Annotated in this window: 16 protein-coding genes and 1 pseudogene; 10 read left to right on the top strand and 7 right to left on the bottom strand. The window is 48.6% G+C overall.

Going from position 1 to position 21,905, the window contains the following annotated elements; all coding sequences use genetic code 11:
- The first annotated feature begins 22 nt into the window (after positions 1 to 22).
- From D0T87_RS19545 to D0T87_RS19520, 6 genes are read left to right on the top strand one after another with little or no spacing between them, the layout of a single operon-like run.
- The gene (locus tag D0T87_RS19545; RefSeq protein ID WP_163177217.1) at positions 23 to 3,142 is read left to right on the top strand and encodes a glycoside hydrolase family 2 TIM barrel-domain containing protein; all 3,120 of its coding nucleotides are present in this window, start codon (positions 23 to 25) and stop codon (positions 3,140 to 3,142) included.
- 18 nt (positions 3,143 to 3,160) lie between these two features.
- Positions 3,161 to 5,110 carry a glycoside hydrolase family 97 protein gene (locus D0T87_RS24730; protein WP_239063781.1) on the top strand — a complete coding sequence of 650 codons (1,950 nt, stop codon included), beginning with the start codon at positions 3,161 to 3,163 and terminating at the stop codon, positions 5,108 to 5,110.
- A gap of 38 nt (positions 5,111 to 5,148) precedes the next feature.
- The gene (locus D0T87_RS19535; protein WP_163177215.1) at positions 5,149 to 6,768 is read left to right on the top strand and encodes an alpha-L-fucosidase; all 1,620 of its coding nucleotides are present in this window, start codon (positions 5,149 to 5,151) and stop codon (positions 6,766 to 6,768) included.
- A 37-nt stretch (positions 6,769 to 6,805) separates the two neighbouring features.
- Complete coding sequence (locus D0T87_RS19530; protein ID WP_163177213.1) at positions 6,806 to 8,824, top strand: glycoside hydrolase family 97 protein; 2,019 nt, start codon at positions 6,806 to 6,808, stop codon at positions 8,822 to 8,824.
- 8 nt (positions 8,825 to 8,832) lie between these two features.
- Entirely contained in the window at positions 8,833 to 9,708 is an 876-nt protein-coding gene (locus D0T87_RS19525; protein WP_163177211.1) for an esterase family protein, read from the top strand.
- A gap of 9 nt (positions 9,709 to 9,717) precedes the next feature.
- Positions 9,718 to 12,000: a glycoside hydrolase family 3 C-terminal domain-containing protein gene (locus tag D0T87_RS19520; RefSeq protein WP_163177209.1), complete on the top strand. Its 2,283-nt coding sequence runs from the start codon at positions 9,718 to 9,720 to the stop codon at positions 11,998 to 12,000.
- 359 nt (positions 12,001 to 12,359) lie between these two features.
- On the opposite strand, the gene D0T87_RS19515 is transcribed toward D0T87_RS19520, so the two are convergent.
- Complete coding sequence (locus D0T87_RS19515) at positions 12,360 to 12,659, bottom strand: hypothetical protein (RefSeq protein WP_163177207.1); 300 nt, start codon at positions 12,657 to 12,659, stop codon at positions 12,360 to 12,362.
- Between the two features lie 143 nt (positions 12,660 to 12,802).
- Here D0T87_RS19515 and D0T87_RS24725 point away from each other — a divergent pair, with 143 nt between their 5' ends.
- The 4 genes and pseudogenes from D0T87_RS24725 to D0T87_RS24715 all read left to right on the top strand — a co-directional run bounded on the left by D0T87_RS24725 (position 12,803) and on the right by D0T87_RS24715 (position 15,279).
- Positions 12,803 to 13,687 carry an IS1634 family transposase gene (locus D0T87_RS24725; protein ID WP_239063779.1) on the top strand — a complete coding sequence of 295 codons (885 nt, stop codon included), beginning with the start codon at positions 12,803 to 12,805 and terminating at the stop codon, positions 13,685 to 13,687.
- Positions 13,684 to 14,352, top strand: coding sequence for a hypothetical protein (locus D0T87_RS24720; protein WP_239063777.1), 669 nt, complete (start codon positions 13,684 to 13,686; stop codon positions 14,350 to 14,352). The genes D0T87_RS24725 and D0T87_RS24720 overlap by 4 nt, the downstream gene beginning before the upstream one ends.
- A 26-nt stretch (positions 14,353 to 14,378) precedes the next feature.
- Positions 14,379 to 14,567 (top strand): annotated as a pseudogene (locus D0T87_RS19505) (PcfJ domain-containing protein); the annotation flags it as partial.
- 25 nt (positions 14,568 to 14,592) lie between these two features.
- A complete protein-coding gene (locus D0T87_RS24715; protein WP_163177206.1) occupies positions 14,593 to 15,279 on the top strand; it encodes a hypothetical protein in 687 nt (228 codons plus the stop codon).
- A gap of 158 nt (positions 15,280 to 15,437) precedes the next feature.
- On the opposite strand, the gene D0T87_RS19495 is transcribed toward D0T87_RS24715, so the two are convergent.
- The 6 genes from D0T87_RS19495 to D0T87_RS19470 form a co-directional block, all read right to left on the bottom strand.
- A complete protein-coding gene (locus D0T87_RS19495) occupies positions 15,438 to 16,832 on the bottom strand; it encodes an IS1634 family transposase (RefSeq protein ID WP_203558741.1) in 1,395 nt (464 codons plus the stop codon).
- Positions 16,833 to 17,445: 613 nt separating this feature from the next.
- Entirely contained in the window at positions 17,446 to 18,537 is a 1,092-nt protein-coding gene (locus tag D0T87_RS19490) for a nucleotidyl transferase AbiEii/AbiGii toxin family protein (RefSeq protein WP_163177202.1), read from the bottom strand.
- Between the two features lie 41 nt (positions 18,538 to 18,578).
- On the bottom strand, positions 18,579 to 19,289 hold the full coding sequence (locus D0T87_RS19485; protein WP_163177200.1) for a DUF6577 family protein: 711 nt from the start codon (positions 19,287 to 19,289) through the stop codon (positions 18,579 to 18,581).
- 129 nt (positions 19,290 to 19,418) lie between these two features.
- Positions 19,419 to 20,309 carry a toprim domain-containing protein gene (locus tag D0T87_RS19480; RefSeq protein WP_163177198.1) on the bottom strand — a complete coding sequence of 297 codons (891 nt, stop codon included), beginning with the start codon at positions 20,307 to 20,309 and terminating at the stop codon, positions 19,419 to 19,421.
- Positions 20,310 to 20,389: 80 nt separating this feature from the next.
- Entirely contained in the window at positions 20,390 to 21,463 is a 1,074-nt protein-coding gene (locus tag D0T87_RS19475) for an AAA family ATPase (protein WP_163177196.1), read from the bottom strand.
- Positions 21,456 to 21,782 carry a helix-turn-helix domain-containing protein gene (locus tag D0T87_RS19470; protein WP_163177194.1) on the bottom strand — a complete coding sequence of 109 codons (327 nt, stop codon included), beginning with the start codon at positions 21,780 to 21,782 and terminating at the stop codon, positions 21,456 to 21,458. Before D0T87_RS19470 ends, D0T87_RS19475 begins: the two co-directional genes overlap by 8 nt.
- Positions 21,783 to 21,905 lie beyond the last annotated feature (123 nt).

Below are 21,905 nucleotides of genomic sequence, written 5' to 3'. Positions count from 1 at the left end.
CATAACTAATAACCACCCGAACATGAGGAACACCCTTATCATCGCAGCCCTACTACTTGTCTCAATCTCCAGCCACCCGCAAGGAATTGAAAATCGACGGCAGTCAAACCTGGCCGGGGCGCCTCGCCCCTGGGAGAACCCGCAGGTAGTCGGCATCAACAAAGAGCCCTACCACGCCACCCTCACGCTGCCCTCCCGAAAAGAAGCGTGCAGCGAAATCATCTCCCTCAACGGCAAGTGGAGCTTTAAATGGTCGCCCGACCCCGATAGTCGCCCAGTCGACTTCTACAAAAACGATTACAATACCGACGGATGGGACCTGATTACCGTACCCGGCTCCTGGCAAATGCAGGGCTATGGCAAACCCATCTACACCAACGTAACCTACCCGTTCCAGAAGGATGAGCCGAGAGTGATGAGCGAACCGCCCGCCCACTACTACAGCTACGAGAACCGAAACCCCATCGGCTCGTATGTAACCACGTTCGAGGTGACGCCTCAGATGAACGGCAAACGCCTCTTCCTGCACTTCGAGGGCATAAAGTCAGCCATGTACCTCTGGGTGAACGGCGAGAAAGTAGGCTACAGCCAGAACTCCATGTCGCCCGCCGAATTCGATGTTACCGATTATGTCACCGCAGGCACCAACCGCCTCGCCGTAGAAGTGTACCGCTGGTCGGACGGCAGCTACCTTGAAGACCAGGACATGTGGCGCCTCAGCGGAATATTCCGCCCCGTGGAATTGTGGGTGCGCCCGCAGACACACATCCGCGATTACATGTTCAGTACCGACCTCTCGGACGATATGCAAACCGCAACATTCCGCGCCAATGTATCGCTGAGGAACCAAAGCCGGAAGAAAGCCAAAGACCTGCAACTCTTCGTTACCGTGACCGACGGCGAAAGCCTCACATCAACGATGCATCGACACCTCAAAGCCGTCCAGCCCCTTTCCGAAATACAAGTAGAACTCTCCGACCTACTCAAACAACCCCGTCTCTGGTCGGCCGAAAAGCCCTATCTATATAAGGTCAACATCACTCTGCGCGATAAAGACAGCGTACTCGAAACATTCGACTACCACTGGGGCATCCGCAAAATCGAAATTCAGGGCGAAGTCTTCAAAGTCAACGGCAAGCCCATCAAGCTGAAAGGCGTCAACCGCCACGACTATCACCCCCGCACCGGATTCTATGTGGACCCGCAGACCATGGAGAAAGACATCCAGCTGATGAAGCAGGCCAACATCAACATGGTGCGCACCTCGCACTACCCGCATCTGCCCCTGTTGTACGAGCTGTGCGACCGGTACGGCCTCTATGTCATGGACGAAGCCAACCACGAAAGCCACGCCTACGGCCTGGGCAGCAAAGACCTGGGCGATAACCCGCGGTGGACGCTCGCCCACGTAGACCGCGCCGTGGCCTTGGTCGAAAGAGACAAAAACCACCCCAGCGTCATCTTCTGGTCGCTCGGCAATGAGGGTGGTAGCGGCATGAACCTCCGCGCCATGGCCGACACTGTTCGCACCCTCGACCCCAGCCGACCCGTGTACGACGATACCGACCGCTCCGTCTCCGACGTGTACGACGAAGCCTACCTCAGCCCTGACGCCTTTAAAGCCCTGGGCGAGAAAATCACCGCCCGCCCCGTATTCATGCGCGAATACGCCTACGCCATGGGCAACTCCATCGGCAACCTACCCGAATACTGGGACGTTATCGAAGCCGACCCCAGTATCCTCGGCGCCGCCATCTGGTGTTGGGTCGACCAGGGAATCCCCAAGAAACTCGACGGCTCGCCGCTTAGCTATCCCGCCGACCCCTCGGCACTCAGCCTGCTGCCCGGCGAATTCTGGGCGTACGGCGGAGACTTCGGCGATCATCCTCACGACGGCCCCACCGGCATTAACGGACTCATCTCACCCGACCGCGTGCCCAACCCGCATTATTACGAAGTGCAGAAAGTGTACCAATACATCAAGTTCCGCAAGCAAAGCGAATCGCAAATCAAGCTCATCAACGCCTACGACTTCACCGCGCTGGATGAGTTCGACTACAGCTACGAGTGGCTTTGCGACGGCCGGAAAGTCGGCAGCAGCACCCTCGCCCTGCGCGGCGATATACTGGAAATTCCGGAGAAGCCGAACGCCCCCGGCGAACTCTTTCTCAACATCTACGCCACTCTGAAAGCACCCACGTTGTGGGCCGGCAGAGGCTTCGTTGTGGCCAAAGAACAATTCGCCTACAGCCCATTCGAAGCCCCCGTCCTCACGACTGACAGCTGGAAAGCCACCTATAAAGAAACGCCCGGCACCATCGACATTACCGCCGGAGCCGCATTGCTCTGCATCGAGAAAGCCACCGGCGCCCTCACCAGTTGGAAAGTAAACGAAACCGAGCACCTGCGCGGCGCCCTCGAACCCTACTTCTGGAAACCCGCCACCAACATACAGCTGCGCAATGATTACAACAACCGCCTCGGCGCATGGAAAACCGCTGCCGAAGGGCGCGTAGTAAACGCTTGCCGCATCAGCACAAAGGACGGCATGGTTATCATAGACATCTCCATGTCCCTGCCCACCATCGGCGCCGCATACGGACTGCGCTACACCGTCAGCGGCACCGGTCGCATACAAGTCGAAGCCACCTACCAGCCCGAGAAAGAGAACATCCCCCTCATGCCCAAGTTTGGCATGCGGATGTGCCTCGCCCCAGATAGGAACGAAGTAACTTGGTATGGCCGCGGCGAGTTCGAGAACTATCCCGACCGCAAAACCGCCGCATTCGTCGGGCTTTACCGCCTGCCGCTCCACCGGTTCATCACCCACTATATCGTGCCGCAAGACAATGCCAACCGGTGCGATGTACGCTGGCTCTCCCTCGGCAATCCCGCGGGTGAAACCATCAAGATCACCGGCCTGCAACCCCTCTGCTTCCGCACCTGGCCTTACGGCGAGGACGATTTGGAGCAGGCCGAGCATATCCACGAGCTTCTCACGCGCGATTTCATCAACCTGAACATCGACCTGAACATCCACGGCGTGGGTGGCGACGATGGCTGGGGCGCCCGCACAATGGATAAGTACACGATTGACGGCAACAAACCGTACCATTATGGATTTATCATAGAAACATATTAAATAAAATAGCAAATAATCATGAGAATCTTTATCATCATCGCAGCCCTGCTGGCCTTTTCAATCGGTAGCGTTGCGCAAACAGTAAATTTGAAATCCCCCAACGGGGAAATTTCCCTCGCCATCAACCACGGAGGCGAGTTATCCTACACCGTCTCCTACCGCGACACACAGATAATCAATGAATCCCGACTCGGCTTCGAGTTCCAGAATGAGCCCGATATGCGCGGCGGTTTTACTCTGCTGAATACCCCGCAAACTATCGTCCAAAGCGATTCGTGGACACCAGTCGTCAAAAACAAACACGCCCACATAGAGGTGCAGTGGAATGAAACCCACCTTGCCCTCGTCGAGAAAGACGGCGAACGCCGCCGCATGGATCTCTACTTCCGCGCCTACGACAACGGCATCGCCTTCCGCTACCAACTGCATGGCAGTAATACCATCGGCAACCGCGCCATCACCCGCGAGTTGACAGGATTCTCACTACCGGCGCACGCTCACGCTTGGGTGGCTGAATACTACCCCGCTTACACATCGAGTCAAGAGAGCGAGTTCAACAAAAAAACGATGACGGAAATCACTGCACAGACCGTGGCGGGACTGCCATTGCTTGTTGAGGTGGACAAACAAAACTATCTCGCTATTACCGAGGCCAACATCGACAACTACCCCGGCTTCTACATCGGGGGCACCGAGGCAGGGCAGCCAGGTTCTCTTACTACCAAGCTTTCCCCTCTGCCCAGCGAAAAAGAAGAAGGTATCAAAGCCCGTTTCGACGACCGTATCTACACGCCTTGGCGCGTGGTGATGGTGGGCGACAACCCCGGCCGCTTCATCGAATCGGAGATTGTGCAGTCGCTCAACCCGCCCTGCGCCCTCGACGACACATCGTGGATACGCCCCGGACTGTGTGCGTGGGACCACTGGTGGAGTGGAGAAGTAAAGATGGAAATGCCCGTCATCAAAGAATACATCGACTTTGCCGCCTCACAGGGATGGCCTTATATGCTTATCGATTGGCAATGGTATGGTCCTTTCAACCAGCCTGAGGCCGACATCACCAAGCCCGCACCTCAAATCAATATGCCCGAAATCCTGGCTTGTGCAAAAGAGAAGAACGTGCGTATCTGGCTTTGGCTGTACAGTACAGACGTAAATCGCAACAACGCCTTTGAAGAAGCCTTCGCCCTATACCAACAATGGGGTGTGGCAGGCATCAAAATCGACTTTATGGACCGCGACGACCAGGAAATGGTGAACTGGTATCGCAAAATCATTCGCACCGCTGCCAAACATCAACTGATGGTGAACTTTCACGGCTCGTATAAGCCCGATGGCATCGAGCGCGCCTATCCCAACATGATGACCCGCGAGGGCGTGCTGGGCGAGGAATATTCCAAGTTTTCCGACCGTATCATTCCCACGCACAACGTCACCCTGCCTTTCACCCGTATGTTGGCCGGACCGATGGATTACACACCGGGCGGTTTCCTCAACGTAACGCCCGAGCAGTTTAAGCAGCAATCGCCCACCATGGTCATGAACACGCGCTGCGCCGAACTATCTAAGTTCGTGATTTATGAAAGTCCGTTCACCGTGTTCTGCGACCATCCCAAGCACGTGCTCGGCCAGCCGGGTAGCGACTTCCTGCAAATCGTCCCCACGGTGTGGGATGATACCCGCTTTATCGACGGCTATCCGGGCGAGTTTATCGTGATGGCGAAGCGTTCGGGCGATGAGTGGTTCCTCGCAGGGATGAATAATGAGACGGTGCGCACCGTTAGCGTTAATACCAACTTCCTGCCCGCCGGCAAGTACGAATTAGAGTATTGGGAAGACCAGCGAGGCGCTGGAGCCAAGTCTCCAACGAAGCTAAATAAGAAGCGCATGGTAGTACAAGCGGGTAAGCCGATAAAGATACAGATGGTTAGCGGCGGCGGGTATGTAGCTGTACTTAAACCGCTCTAAAATCATTCATAAACAATAATCAAAATAGGAATAGACTGATGAACAAAGTTACACTAAAAACATGGCTACTATCCGTAGTCCTTACCGGGGCATTAGCTGCCCCTGCCCATGCGCAGAGAGTTGAACCCGCTGCTCAAGGCAAGTTCGCTCCTACCTGGGAATCTCTATCAGCGTACCAAACCCCCGAGTGGTTCCGCAACGCCAAGTTTGGCATCTGGGCGCACTGGGGCCCACAGTGTCAACCCGAAGCCGGCGACTGGTACGGCCGCGCCATGTACGAAGAAGGCGGCGACGCCTACAAAGTACACCTCGAAAAGTACGGCCACCCCTCCGAGTTCGGCTTCAAAGACGTGATCAACGAGTGGAAAGCCGAGAATTGGGATCCCGAAAAGCTTGTAGCCCTCTACAAGCGCACCGGCGCCCAGTATTTCTTCGCCATGGGCAACCACCACGACAACATGGATCTGTGGGACAGCAAATACCAACGCTGGAACTCAGTAAACATGGGTCCCCGGCGCGACATCCTCGCCGAGTGGGAGCGCGCCGCCCGCAAGCACAAGCTGCCCTACGGCGTCAGCATCCACTCCTCGCACGCCTGGACGTGGTACGGAACTGCCCAGGGCGCCGATAAAACCGGCCCTTACGCCGGAATCTCCTACGATGCCCGCGTGGTACGCAAGGAAGACGGTAAAGGCAAGTGGTGGGAAGGCTACGACCCCGAAGAACTATACGTGCAGAACCACTCTCTCAGCGGTCACGCCTGGGGCGCGTGGGACTGGCCCGAAGGCACCTCCGTACCCACCCAGGCGTATTATGATAACTTCTTCGACCGCACCGTCGACATGATAAACCGCTACAACCCCGACCTGGTTTACTTCGACGACAGCGTGCTGCCGTTCTTCCCCATCGACAACACCGGCCTGGACGTCGTGGCGCACTATTACAACCAAAACATGAAGCGCAACAAAGGGAAGCTCAACGCCGTTGTCTTCGGCAAGAAGCTGCAAGATCAGCACAAGGAAGCCCTCGTTTGGGATGTCGAAAAGGGCGTGCCTTCCACCCTGCAAGACAAGGCCTGGCAAACCTGTAGCTGTCTCGGTACCTGGCACTACAACCGCTCTACGTACGTAGATAACTGGTACAAATCCGGCAAAATGGTCATCCACATGCTTGTCGACATCGTCAGCAAGAACGGCAACCTATTGTTAAGCGTCCCCATGAAAGGCGACGGCACCATCGACGATAAAGAAGAAAGAATCCTTGAAGACATCGCCGCCTGGATGGACGTCAACAAAGAGGGCATCTTCGACACCCGCCCCTGGCGCATCTTCGGCGAGGGCCCCTCGGCCGAGACTGAAATTCCGCTCGACGGAGCGGGTTTCAACGAGGGCAAGAACAAGCCGTACACTGCCGCCGATATCCGCTTCGTGGAGAATGGCAAGACGCTGTATGCCCACGTAATGGAGTGGCCTGCGGATGGCAAGGTATTAATCAAATCGCTGGCATCGGATAGCCCGTACCATAGCGGTAAGATAAAGAAAGTAGAACTGCTCGGCGCCGGCAAAGCGGATTTCCAACGGACGAAGAATGGTCTGCTGGTGAGTTTGCCGAAGGGCGGGAAGCCGAATGAGATTTCGCTGGTGCTGAAGATAAATTAAGCCCATTAATAAATCATATAAACCAATTAAAATAACAATGAAACAAACCCTTTTAATCCTTTTAATAACCTGCCTGGGGTCGCTGCCCCCCGTCTCGGCCCAGAAGCAGCATAAAGCCGCTTCCCCCGACGGTCGCATCACCGCCACCGTCACCCTCGGCGACAAGCTCACATACACCATCGCCCACGACGGTGAAACCATCCTCCACGAATCCCCCATCTCCCTCACCCTGAGCAGTGGCGAGGTATGGGGCGACAAACCCCAGCTTGCACAAAGCGCTCAAAAGAATATTAGGCAAACTATCGCCTCACCCTTTTATCGTAAAGAAAAGATTGACGACGAGTACACCCTGCTCACCCTCAACTTCAAGAAGCAATGGGGCGTTGAATTCCGCGTTTACAACGACGGCTTGGCCTACCGCTTCGTCAGCAAGCGCGCTAAACCCTTCACCATCGCCGGCGAAGAAGTGGCCTACAACTTCGGCGACGACGTTACCGCCACCGTGCCCTACGTCATGTACGGCGACGACGGCAACTACGAATCGCAATTCCATACCTCGTTCGAGAATACCTACACCACCGAGAAACTCTCCCGGCTCAATAAAGAACGCCTCATGTTCCTGCCCCTCGTGGCCGAAACCGCCAGCGGAAAGAAAATCTGCATCAGCGAGTCCGACCTCGAAAGCTACCCCGGCATGTTCATGAGCAGCGCCCATCCGCATGGAGACCTGGCAACGGCACCTTGCCGCCTTACGGGTATATTCGCAGCCTATCCCCGCACCTCGAAGCTCGGCGGACATAACATGCTGCAATTCGAGGTCACCGAGCGCGAGCCTTACATGGCTAAGGTAAACGGCCCCCGCACCTTCCCCTGGCGCATGGCCATCGTCACCACCGCCGATAAAGATCTGGCCGACAGCGATATGACCTATAAGCTCGCCGCCCCCTCGCGCATTGCCGACATCTCCTGGATCAAGCCCGGCAAAGTAGCCTGGGACTGGTGGAACGACTGGAACATCACCGGTGTCGACTTCGTCGCCGGCATCAACAACGACACCTATAAATACTACATCGACTTCGCCGCCGCCAACGGCATCGAATACGTCATCCTCGACGAAGGCTGGGCCGTGAACCTCAAGGCCGACCTGATGCAGGTGGTCGACGAAATCGACATCAAGGAACTCGTCGACTACGGCGCCGCCCGCAACGTCGACATCATTCTCTGGGCGGGTTACCACGCCTTCAACCGCGACATGGAAAACGTCTGCCGCCACTACTCCGAGCTCGGCGTCAAAGGTTTCAAGGTCGATTTCATGGACCGCGACGACCAGGAGATGGTAGAATTTAACTACCGCGCCGCCGAAACCTGCGCCCGGTACAAAATGATCCTCGACCTGCACGGCATGTACAAGCCCGCCGGACTGAACCGCACGTATCCCAACGTCCTCAACTTCGAGGGTGTTCACGGGTTGGAGCAGATGAAATGGTCGTCGGCCGAAGTCGACCAGATGAAGTACGATGTTACTATTCCTTTCATCCGTCAGGTGGCCGGCCCGATAGACTATACGCAGGGCGCCATGCGCAACGGCTCGCGCGGCAACTATCACCCCTCGAACTCCCAACCGATGAGTCAGGGCACCCGCTGCCACCAGTTGGCCGGCTACGTGGTGTTCGAATCGCCCTTCAACATGCTCTGCGATTCGCCTACGAACTACATGCGCGAACCGGAATCGTTAGAATTTATCGCTTCTATCCCCACTGTATGGGACGAAACCATTACCTTAGACGGTAAGATAGGCGAGTACATCGTCACCGCCCGCCGCAAAGGCAACACCTGGTACATCGGCGGCATGACTAACTGGGATGCCCGCGACCTGCAAGTCGACCTGTCTTTCCTCGGCGAGAAAGCACGCACGGCTACGCTGTTCAGGGATGGGGCGAATGCGCACCGCAATGGAACTGATTATAAGAAGGAGAGTATTCAGTTGAAAGGGAATAAGGAATTGGATGTTCATCTGGCACCTGGGGGCGGGTTTGCGCTTCGGGTACAATTATAAAAGACAATATGAAACGAATCACACTATCCATTATCGCGCTCTGCCAGCTATGCCTGGTATTCGGGCAGTGGGGGCCGCAAAGCAAAGTCCTTCACGAGAGCATGCGCAGCAAAGTGCTCAACGCCCAGCGCGAGTATAGTATTTATCTCCCCAAAAGCTACAACGCCGGGCCCGACAGGAAGTACCCTGTCCTCTACCTGCTCCACGGCATGACGGACACCGACAAAGCCTGGTTCTGGCGCGGACACGCCGGCGAAGTGGCCGACCAGCTCATCGCCTCCGGCGAGGCTGTCGAGATGATCATCGTATCGCCCAACGCCGGCGGCAGCTTCGACGAAGGCCACTGGAACGGCTACTTCGACATGCCCGGCTGGAAGTACGAAACCTTCTTCTACACCGAATTCCTGCCCCACATCGAAAGCACCTACCGCATCATAGGCGACAAAGCCCACCGCGCCGTGGCCGGTCTGTCGATGGGTGGCGGCGGAGCCACTGGATACGGTCAGAAGCATCCTGAGCTGTTCTCGTCCGTCTACGCCATCAGCGCTTTAATGTCTATTCCGCAGGAACACCTGGGCGGGGCGCCTCGCCCCCCGGGGGATAAGCTGGCCATCCTCACCCAATCCGTGATAGACAACAGTTGCGTGAAGTTCGTGGAGGAAGCCGACGAAGCGCGGAAGAACCAGCTACGCACTGTCAAGTGGTTTGTGGATTGCGGGGATGATGATTTCCTGCTCGACCGGAACATCGAGTTCTTTCAGGCCATGCGCAGGGCACATATTCCATGTGAGTTTCGCGTAAGGGATGGCGGGCATACGTGGGAGTATTTCCACTCGGCGCTGTATACCTGTCTGCCGTTTGTGAGTCGTAACTTTATCAATTAACAATATATTATGAACCAAACCATCAGAACCGCTACGCTATTCATGTCAATAGCCGCCGTAACCTCCTGCCAGACCCCGCAGGGAAACCCGGCCGGAGCGCCTCGCTCCCCGCAGGAGAAGCTTACTGTGAACGATAAAAAGATCAACGAAATCATTGCCGACATGTCCCTCGAGGAAAAGGTCGAGATGCTCCACAGCAAAACCATCATGTCGTCCGAGGGTGTTCCCCGTCTGGGCATCCCGGACATTAAATACGCCGACGGACCCTTCGCCGTGCGCGAAGAAATTGGCGACGGCTTCCGCCCCCTCGGCTGGACAACCGACTCGGCCACCTACTACCCGACCGGCTCGGCACTGGCCGCCACCTGGTCGTACGACCTCGCCTACGACTACGGTAACGCCCTCGGAACCGAAGCCCGCCGCCGTGGGAAAGACATCATCCTCGGCCCGGCGATGAACATCCAGCGACTGCCGATTGGCGGGCGTACGTACGAGTATTTCAGCGAAGACCCCGCCCTCAACGCCGTACTCGCCGTGGGCTACACCAAAGGGATGCAGGACGCCGGGACCGCCGCCTGCCTCAAGCACTACGCCCTGAACAACCAGGAGACGAACCGCGGTAGCGTCGACGTCATCATCGCCGAGCGGCCGATGCGCGAAATTTACCTTAAAGCCTTCGAGGCGGCCGTGAAAGAGGGTGGTGCCATGAGCGTGATGCCTGCTTACAACAAGGTGAACGGCTACTACGGCTCCGAAAACAACCACCTGAACAACGTTATCCTCCGCGGCGAATGGGGCTTCAAAGGCATGACCGTTTCCGACTGGGGAGGAACCCACAGCACCATGGGCGCCGCCCTCGGCGGACTTGACGTGCAGATGACGGGCGATAATTACTTCGGCCCCGCACTGATTGATTCCGTGCGCGCGGGCAAGCTCAACGAAAGCATTGTCGACGACAAAGTGCGCGAAATCCTCCGCCTGCGCTTTGCCATCGAACCCATTGCGGACGACAAGGCCAACACCGTTAAAATCTCACAGAAGGAGCAACAGCAAGTGGCTTACAATGTGGCCGCCAAATCCATCGTATTGCTTAAGAACGAGGGAGCCGTGCTGCCCATCAACACCGCCAAGGTGAAGAAGATAGCCGTTATCGGACTCAATGCCACCGCCACCACCGCCTCGGGCGGGATGGGAGCCGGCGCCAAGACACCTTACGAAATCACCCCGCTGCAAGGGCTCAAAAACCGCATCGGCAAGGGTGTGGAAATCAGCTATGCCCCCGCCTACAAGCACTACATGGGCATGTTTGCCGGGTACCGCGCCGGCACGACCGAGATAGCCCAGACTCTCGATGAAGCGCCCGACGCTAAATTGCTGGCAGAAGCCATTGCCGCCGCCCGGGGTGCCGACCTGGTTCTCTTCTTCGCCGGAACTAACAAGTTCATCGAGAGCGAGGGCATCGACCGCGAAAACATTCTATTGCCCGTGAGCCAGGATATCATCATCGCCCGGCTGGCCGAGGTGAACCCGAATATCGTAACCGTAGTCGTATCCGGCGGCCCATGCGATTTGAGGGTAGTTGACGAGAAATCTAACGCCGTTGTACAGGCCTGGTGGAACGGCCTTGAAGGCGGGCATGCGTTGGCCGATGTGCTGCTAGGCAATATTTCGCCATCGGGCAAGCTACCTTTCACTTATCCGCTGAAACTGGAAGATTCGCCTGCTTTCGCCCTGGGCAACTTCTCGAATGATGTGGTGACCGACGGCGATGTCTTTGCCGCCCAGTTCCGTCACGATATCGTTGGCGAAACGGAGTACGACGAGAACGTCCGCTCACCTAAGGCGTACTATTCCGAAGGTCTGCTGGTGGGATACCGCTGGTTCGATACGAAGAACGTACCGGTGCTTTATCCTTTCGGCCACGGGCTGTCTTACGCAAGTTTTGAATATGCCAATATCAAAAGCGATAAGAACAAATATGGCGCAGATGATGTGATTAAAATCAGCTTCGATATAACCAATAAAGGCGTAATGGAGGCCGATGAAGTGGTTCAACTTTACGTCCGTCGCCCCGGCGCGAAAGTGGAATGGCCGGAAAAGGAACTGAAAGCTTTCCAGCGGGTCACGCTCGGCGCGGGCAACACGCAGACCGTTACGCTCGAGGTGCCGGTTGCGGAATTGCGCTACTGGGACGAGGCTGCAAACGGCTGGAAACTGGAAAACGGAACGATTGAGGTTCTGGTGGGCGGCTCTTCGGCCACGTTGCCGCTGAAAGCTACTGTTACTATCTAAAGATTTTGAACCGCAGAGTTACACAGAGTTACGCGGAGTTTTTAATTTCCATGCGGCAACGCAATGAAAACTCCGCGTAACTCTGCGGTTCAAACCTCATAACCCCATCTGATAAGTAACTGTTCGTAAAGTGTGCTGCTTTTGACAAAGAAGTGCGTTGCCTTTGGCTCAGTTTTGCAACCACTTTTGTCACAACTGTGCCAACCGCCTTTGGCACAGTTGTGACATCGCGAATGCACTCTGCTGCCATGCTAAGTGCACTCTGGTGCCATAAGCACCGCACTTTTCTACCATAAGCAGCGCACAAAATTGCCTTAAGCATGGCACAAGATTGCCCTTAGCAGGATATGGATAATTATCTACATTTGAGGTAGTTGCCACTCTTTCCCGAAATAAGTACTCAATACTCCCAGTATAATGTCGTTTAACGGATAGGCGACGCCATTTGAGGTCAGTGCAATAGATACTTTTTCTGTAGTGAAATAAAATGTAGTTGCTTGAAAACCGTCTATTCCACCTGTATATCCATAACCTTTCATGTCATAAAATGGGACCTGTATCAAACCCAAACCAAAATTGTCCGTTACTGTGGTCATTTGTTTCAGACTTTCGTCCCTGACGAGTTTTTTCTCAAATAAACAATCGAAAAAAGTATTCAAATCAAAAGGGTTTGAGACAATATATCCTCCTGACTTCATCACTTTTCCTTGCCATCATATAGCGCACAATGATAATCAGCATATTAGCTTATAAAAATGGGTGACTTTGGGTGACGCAAGCGTAAAATACGTACCTTTACCCTATGTTTGTACGGAAGAAAAAGAATCGCTCAGGAAGCATAAGTATTGTTGTGGTAAGTAAATCACACGGGCAATTCAAGGAGGTAAAGAGCTTTGGTGTTGCTCAGACAGAGAGTGAAGCGCAAAATCTTTATCAAACAGCCCTCCGGTGGCTAAGAACCTATAACGGTCAACAAGATCTTGACTTCGAAAATAATAAAGACCGGGAGATTGAAGAGACCAAGCGAGTAATCGACAATATGGATGCCGTATTGATTAACGGGACTCAGTTGCTTCTTGACCGCATCTATGATGATATTGGCTTCAATCGCATACCTGACGAGATATTGCGTCATCTTGTTACTGCGCGTGTATCTCAACCTGCGAGCAAACTCGCTACCACAGAATATCTTAAGTCTTATTATGATGAAGATATAGACCTAAATCATATCTATCGATATATGGACAAACTGTACAATACTCAACAGGTATTAGTACAGCAAATTAGCGTAGCACATACGCAAAAAGTCCTTGGAGGTAAGATTGGCTTAATGTTTTATGATGTTACTACTCTCTACTTTGAATCGGCAAAGACAGATGAGTTACGAGAGCCCGGTTTCTCAAAGGATGGAAAGACTGCCGAGTCGCAAGTTGTACTTGGCTTGTTGGTTAGTGAAGGCGGTTATCCGTTATCGTATTCATTGTTCAACGGAAGCCAATATGAAGGTTACACGATGATACCTTTGATAGATGACTTCAAGCAGCGTTTTGCACTTGGGGAAGACTTTATAGTTGTGGCAGATTCAGGATTGATGAATAGAACAAACGTAGAATTATTGCGCAAAGCCGGTTATAAATACGTTATTGGAGCTCGTATCAAAAGCGAAGGGCAGCAAGTCAAGAATTGAAGAATTGGATACTTGAGCAGAATAAGGAGAATTATCGCTCTCATGAATACAAACGCAATAATGGAGAACGTCTTATCCTCCATTACTCTGAAACAAGAGCCAAGAAAGATGCCTACAATAGAGAACGAGGTATTGCTCGATTGCGAAAGGCTTGCAAAAGCGGAAAGTTGACCAAACAACAGGTTAATAAGCGTGGTTACAATAAATTCCTTGAGATTAGTAAGAATATAGAGGTTGTTATCAACGAACAAAAGATTGCCGAAGACAGCCTTTGGGATGGATTAAAAGGATATATTACCAATACCTCTTTGGAGGCAGACAGAGTTATTGCTGAATACCACGGCTTATGGGTTGTAGAAAGAGCTTTTCGTATATCAAAAGGCTCATTAGAAATGCGACCTATGTTCCACTTTACAGAAAGAAGAATAGAATCTCATGTTTGTATTTGCTTTATTGCCTATAAGGTATATAAAGAATTAGAACGAATCATTCATGAGAAAGGAATACCTCTAAGTGTAGGCAAGGTACTTGATGCAGCCAAAACAATCACTACCATCAGAGTGGAGTTGCCTGAAAATGGGGGATTCTACACCAAGACACTATTCCTAACTGATAAGCACAGAGCGATACAGCCTCTGTTTGATAGGCCGGATAAGGAAAAATGAGGAGGGTGACGCATTGACGAAGTCAGGAAGAGAACTCGCTGATACTTTCGGCAACCATTAACGGAAAGCGTATTGAAACCATAGAGGTATCATTAAAGACATTCCAAGTAGTTCAAAGCAGGGGTGCATGCAATTCCAACACGGAGTATCACGAACGTATTATCAATCTTGTAAACAAAAACATCAATCTCATTCAAAAGAGAATAGCAGCATAATTAAATAACACAAATTGTGGGTATCATGGCACAGGAAAGAATGGAAGATTGGATGCAAGAAGCAAAAGACCTTGCAAAAGCAGAACGGGAACTGAAAATTGAGCATTGGGTATATATCTCCTTTGAAATCCGCAACCCTGACAGAAGTCGGGAGGTTCTTCATGCGATAGACATACCTTGTAATATGTTAGGCCGTTGGCGGTGGCTGATTAACTGGCGAAAGGCTAAGTTAATATGTAAGTACCCACGAAAGAACATAGACCTAACGTTTTGCTATTACGACAAGCGAACAGGCTTACATACAGGTTTTGACTTTATATTGGGGAAAGTAGCTTCGGCAAAGGCACAAATAACCAAGGCCGAAAGAGCAATTGCCCGATACATCGACTGCAATAAATGCAATCTGTTTTTCAATATAGAAACGGACGAGCAATTACAAAAGGCATATAGCAAGTTAGAACAAAAGAAAGAAAATTATCAAATATTATATGATATGTTACAGGAAGAAGTAAAAAAACATGGGGAAAATAGCGATAAATACAAGCTATTTATCGGTTTCAAAAAATTGGGGGAGTTTTCCTCAATCTTGGAGGCTAAACAGTATGCAGACCAAACAGGGCAGACAGGCAGGTTCAGCTTGTTAGGAAACAAATATTATGACTCTTGGCATATTTCTCAATGGGATATAAAAAACGAAGAAAAAGGAACATAAAACACGAGGCGGATTTTTCCGCTCGGCTTCTTTCATGATCCATTCTGGAAAAAGAAATGGTAAAGTAGCATGTCTGATAGCCGAATTAATTGTTTTTTTAATCCCTGCCGTTTGTGTAAATCGCGGGTAGTCGCTCCTGTTTTCGCCAATGGGACACCCTAAGAATTTTTGAGTACTAATTTGTATAATTCCGTTTGCTTCTCATCCATTGCAAGCGGATATTGTCTCATCTTTCCCGATGAGGGTAGCATTACATTTATTTGATACATTCTTTTTGTTAATTCTCCAGCTTGTTTGAGTGTTATTTCGGACTTGTTGTTCTTTAGTATTCGTTCTAATTCCAGCATGATAGTGTATGCTGTAAAGGAGATGCAAATATGCGCCTCTATTCTATTCCTTAAACGATGGTATATTGGTCTTATTCTCAGATCGGTTTTATTCATTCTAAACGCTCTCTCAATAAACCACAACTGCCGGTAATTGTCGATAATTTCCTGAGCTTTCAACCTACTATTAGTCACAAAAGTTTTGATTCCATCCCATCTGGCATCACCTTCAAATTTCTCATAATCAATCTCTATACGAACATCGCCTTCCATTCGAAGGTATTTATTGTATCCTCGGTTATTGATGCTGGCTTTGGTTAGTTTTCCGCTTCCTATCCTTTTCTCCAACTTTCTAAGCCCCCTTTGCCTATTCTCCTGATCTTTGTATGCGCGTTTTTCCGAAAGAGATACTATAATCCGCTGATTTTTAGACTTCTTAATAACGGCACATTCTCCATTCTTTAACGATAAATTTAATATCTGAGTTTGAATCTCGTTTGATTCATTCTTGTGTCTTCCTCCAAGGATATACTTGTATCCGCTCTCTTCTAAAAGAACTATATTGGCCTTTGATAACAGACCTGCATCGGCAATCACAATGGGTTTCTTTAGAGAAAAGCGATGCTCGAACTTTTCCAATGTAGGAATCAGGGTGTGTCCTTCAAAGATATTGCCCTCAAACAAGTCATAACCTATTGGATTACCTCCTGCTCCTACCAATAAACCTAAAAAGATTTGAGGGCACTGATGCTTCCCATCCTTGGAAAATCCGGTTTTGCGAAGATCGTCTTCATCACTGGATTCAAAGTAAAGAGTAGTCATGTCATAAAATACAACGCTAACTTTACCTTTTAGTACGCGTTTAGTGTGAGCAAAACTAATATCTTCAACTTCCGACTTGAACCTATCGTTTAATTTATCCAGAAAACGATAAATATTATGAATCTCCCAATTCTCACCTAAATAATTACGCAGGTAATCAATTGTTTTTAGCTTGCTACCCGGATTGTACAAACGGGTGATAACCAAATGACGGAATAGTTTATCTTCTATTCGATCGTAACCAATCTTGTCGAATAAACGACCATAAATCAACTCGGGACCAATAACTTGTACCTGATTGTTACTAATGGAGGATAGTATGTGTTCGTATTGTGTTTCTTCTTCATCCGCAAATAACTCCAAGTTCCCGTTGAGCTGCTTCAATATCGAACGGGCTTTAAGCATAAGAGTGGATATTTCCTGTTCGCTTTTTTTGCCCGAACCAATACTCTCAACAACTCTGTATCTACCTCCAGATTTGCTTATTATTTGGACACTTATGCTCCCTGATTTATTGCGCTTTTGACGGATAAACATCCACAAATATACAACGGGACACCCAAATTGGCAAATTTGAAAAATTAATCGATTGAAAATCAGTTAGTTGAAAAACAAAAAGGAACCACTGTCGAAAACAGGAAAAAGGAACATAAAACACGAGGCGGATTTTTCCGCTCGGCTTCTTTCATGATCCATTCTGGAAAAAGAAATGGTAAAGTAGCATGTCTGATAGCCGAATTAATTGTTTTTTTAATCCCTGCCGTTTGTGTAAATCGCGGGTAGTCGCTAACAACACTGATCGCCTTTTCCATGAGGGAATCATCCCCCTTTTATATTGAATTTCTTAACTACCTCAAGCAAATTTCCACGTTCAATACCAGCGTTTTTGTTGTTTATAGTCATGGAATGGCGGTTTACATATCCCCGTGTCGACGGATCAACGGAAAATGTAAAATCATACGTGGAGTAACTTTGGCTCTAATACATCCTACTTCATGTACTGCGATTTATATATCATCTATGCCTTTTCATTATTGTTTATTGAATTTTGCATTATATCATAAATCTGATACAGATAGAAGAAAGCGTCCCTGTCAGACTTTTTAATCTTATTCAGTTTGGTGTTCATTGGTTCTGTTATCTGCCAGCCAATTAATTCAGGCAAAATATCTGGGCTATATCGCTTTATTTCTGTTTTCCCATACTTAATCAATGTTGCGATATAAGCTGCTTTAGCAGCACAGGTTATCGCCTTCTCAAGATGAAAAGGTTCTGAATATATAAAGCTTCGAACCTGAATTATACCTTTCTGTAGTATCTCGAAATTCGCTTTTCCGTGATTACCACGCAAGCATATTTCCAAAGCATTATCAATGATATCTTCCAAAACATCAGTAACAGAGCATTTATCATGTCGATAAGCAATCTCCGTTTTAGCAAAAGAAGTAAACACCTCGGCCACAATTACCGGATTGTCTATACGGTCACATAAACAAGCTATATCGTATAATTGCTTGATAATTTCCATACCCATTTCCTTTTCTCCTTTCAGGTAAGGTATTCCAGTGGTATTTGGCGCAAAAGCAGTCAATTTATCTCCGAGAATGTTGTTGAAATCGGGAACATTTACCTTTGCCAGTTCCCCTGTCGTATCAACAAAAGAACCTGCAATGAATACTTCCGTTATCGTAGTGTAGTGAATATCTTCTCTCAACACATCCAACAATACGTATGATTCTTTTCCTTCCACTACCGATTCAAAAAAGATCTGGTAATGATCTTTGTCAATTTTTGACTTCACTTTCCGTTCCTGTTTTTCATAGCGGGTGAATCCGTAATCCTTGCATATTTTATCAAGAATATCCTCCAAACTTTTTTCTTTGTCCGGAACAATTATGTCAATATCTATGGACAAACGACGTTTTTCGGTACCTAACAACAGCAGCAAAGCGGTTCCCCCTTTAAAAACGAACTCTAAATCAGATGTGGCTAATCCCTCCAAGAGCATGAGTGCCCTGACAACTTTTTCCACAAGAATCTTATCCGCATTCCTTTCTTTCTTGGAAACGGCTTCAATCCAGCTTTTGGAGGCACTTTCTTTCTTAATCATAAAAACAACAATTCGGCAATTTTATATATTTATTGCCAGTTTTATATATGTTCAATTATTCCTTCTATTATCTCCCTCTTATGCTTACGGGTCGCATAACGAAGCATAGTATTCCGGTTAAGTGTATATTTCTTAAAAGCGGTGCGAAAGATCATAAAAATCTCATTTCCTTGAAAAGAGACGAATTCAGCATCGGTAGCCAAATCAACCAAAATTTTTTCGAGCGTAGCCACATAAGTATCATCGGATTTTCTAATAGGCGCTTCGGAGATTAGAGGACGTACAATAATGGTGTCTTTAAATTCGGAGATGCCATCGTATAAATTACCCACCAACATGACTTTAGAGAACTTCTCTTTTAAGGCATAATACATCGATTCCAACACACCTCTCTCCACATCTACAAACTGCACATTGAAATTAATCAAGTGTTGGCTGAAATGGTTTACACAAGACAAATCCCATTGACAGTATTGAGTTAGCAAAAACTTATTGCTGATAACCTTCTCAATATCTTTCATCTTTTCAGTAACCCGTGGTATGAACACTTCATTTTTACCTAAATGGTATTGTCCTCTGCCAATTCGTTGAAGAACCCCTGACTTTACAAGTGTTTTAATTCTCAGATATATAGTGGACTGTTTGATTCCCGGCTCTTTTTCACTGTAGAATGAATAAAGGTCGGAAACCTGTATGGTGGACACATCAATAAATTGTGATCTAAGTCCTTCTATGTTTAACTTTGTACTCATCTTCACATTTTTATTGGCACAAAGGTATGACAATTCGGCAATAAAACAATAAAAATGCCGAATTGTTATTTTAAAATTCCATTCCGGCCACAACGACGATACGGGGCTTCCAAACAACAACTACTACCCTCATGGGAATTTCTTTTTGTCTCGTAAAAAATCATTCAAATCCTTGTAGAGTGGATAAGCTGCAAACATATCGCAGACTCTATTTCCTAATAATTCCTGCAAAGTGTCCACAGTCCTTCTCCCGGCTTCATCATTGTCAAGATAACAATGAATGAAATCATATTTTTTTATGGGTTCGATAGCTCTACTGACATTACTTACCGAGTTCAGAACAATATAATCCATAGATTTGCTTTCTTCGGTTATTCGTCCCATCTTCACTAAAGTCAAATAGGAGAGGTAATCCATAAAACCCTCAAACAAACAACAGTATCCTCCTTTTAATCTCCCCGATTTTCGGATGATAGATATATCCTTTGGTGCAATACACCCCTTAAAATAAGGATTACGGATTTCATATCCACCGGCAATATTGGGGAAAGCAACAGCAAAATATCCTTTTTTATTACACGTATAATGCACTTCCTTACATTCGCGCTGCCCAATATCCAAATCAATACCCCGGGAGTGCAGATATGATTTCAATGCTGCATGATTCATGTTCACCACTTTTAAATTTCTGAACTGATCCGTTAGCCGTTCTCCATCTGGAGATATTGGTGTTCTTATTCGGGGAGCCAGTGCCGGTGCAGCATTCTCTATGAGTTTGATCAACCGGGAAACATCCTTTGAACTGTAGAGCAGTTCTGCCAGATCAATGATGTCACCACTTTGAGCCGTTCCAAAATCATACCATAGATTTTTATCTTTATTGACTTTGAATGACGGCGTTCTGTCTTCCCGATATGGAGCACGATACCAAGCTGACTTAGCCGACTCCTTTGTAGGTATAAAGCCGATAGCTCTCAGATAATCCACCAGGTCTATTTGCTTTATTTGAGCGATATTCATAATGTTTTCTTTATTATTTATTGCAGTTCGACATAAATTTACCATATATAGCCCCGAAGTAAACTAAACTTCTTTCCATATTATATGGGCTCCTCATTATCAAAGGCTTTAGGATCATAAGAGTAGGTTTTGTCTTTTTTAGTAATCACTCCTTTTCCCATCAGGAACTTATTCAGTTCTACACACACGTTCCGTCCCCGTTTATAGCCGATGGCCTCATAACCTTTTTGCAGGGATTTGAGCATATTCTCATACCCGGAAATAGGACCTTCCGAAAATACATTTTCCAACGCGCTCACATGTTGCTCTTCTGTCAATACTTCAAAGAGAGGCTTGCGTTCTGCCTCAAACGTATAACTATCCGCAAGTTCAGGCAGCGCCTCGTTATTGATTTTAAATGCGAACGGGGTAAATTCTTTTTCCCGGATGTGCATAGCTTTCACTTGGCTGATACTACTATCAAACGGGCTTTTCGTGACTTGGAGTATTGTTTCAGCCTTGTTATTCAGTTCTGTACCTATGTGCCCACGTGTATTGTCATCACCCTTATTAAGATGCAGCACCGTATGAATATGCAGGTCGTGCACGCTGGACCACCGCATCAAGTCATTGATAAGCTCTACCGATTCACTGGGATTGTTGATATCATACATGAGATCACGAATACCGTCAATCACAACGAACCCAATATTCGGGTCTGTATCCAATGCAAGGTTAATAATCTGCCTTCTGTGCTTGGGAGAATACTCACGGAGCATAAAAAACTCCAGTCGTTCATTCTCACGGTCAGTAGGCATTCCGGCTAAAATCAGTATCCGCTCTAACACCTTATGACAATGACATTTGCTCTGCTCTGTATCTACATACAGCACCTTATGCTTTTCTTTCGGTAAGGTTGCCTTGTAGCGCAACACTTCCTTTCCGGATAATGCCGAAGCTACAATAGCCGATACATTGAAAGTTTTCTTGCTCTTCGGCTTTCCGGTCGATGCACTGAAGTTCCCTAATGTCGCAATGGTAATACCGTCCACTTGTACAATCTCCGGCGGATAAGCATATACATCCGTTACTCTAAGTCGGATGAATTCCAAAATCTGCTCAAAGGCACTTTCGTCTATATCTTCACCCAAACTAATCTTTCTGTTCTCAATCATGATTTAATACCTTTTCGTTTTCACATACTACACTCGCCTCTGAATGATTCCGGCACATCCATTCATCCAATTCTTGTTTGTTGAAATAAATCAATTTGCCAGTTGGTTTATAATACGGTATATCTCCATTTCTTGTCAACTTGTAAAGTTGGCTATTGGACAGATTGAGATATTCACGGGCCTCCTTGAAATTGAGCGTGCCTTTGATACAATAAAGGGCACTCTCTATTTTTTCCATCCGTGCGATAATATAGCTTAGTTTTAATAAGCAGGTGGAGCACACGATGGCATCGCCATCTTCTATATTTTTCTTTGTCATCAGTTTTTGCTTAATAAAATTGTCATATAAGGAGAGATTTCACTCCTATGTTCACTCTGAAACCAGTTTCAGCGGACAAATTTAGTTTGAACATAAAAGTCAAGGACATTTACCGCCTTGATA

It is taken from the genome of Bacteroides sp. 51 (genome assembly GCF_010500965.1).
Lineage (GTDB): Bacteria > Bacteroidota > Bacteroidia > Bacteroidales > Bacteroidaceae > Bacteroides.
The sequence above is the reverse complement of the archived record's forward strand: the minus strand, read 5'-3'. Positions and strand labels throughout refer to the sequence as shown.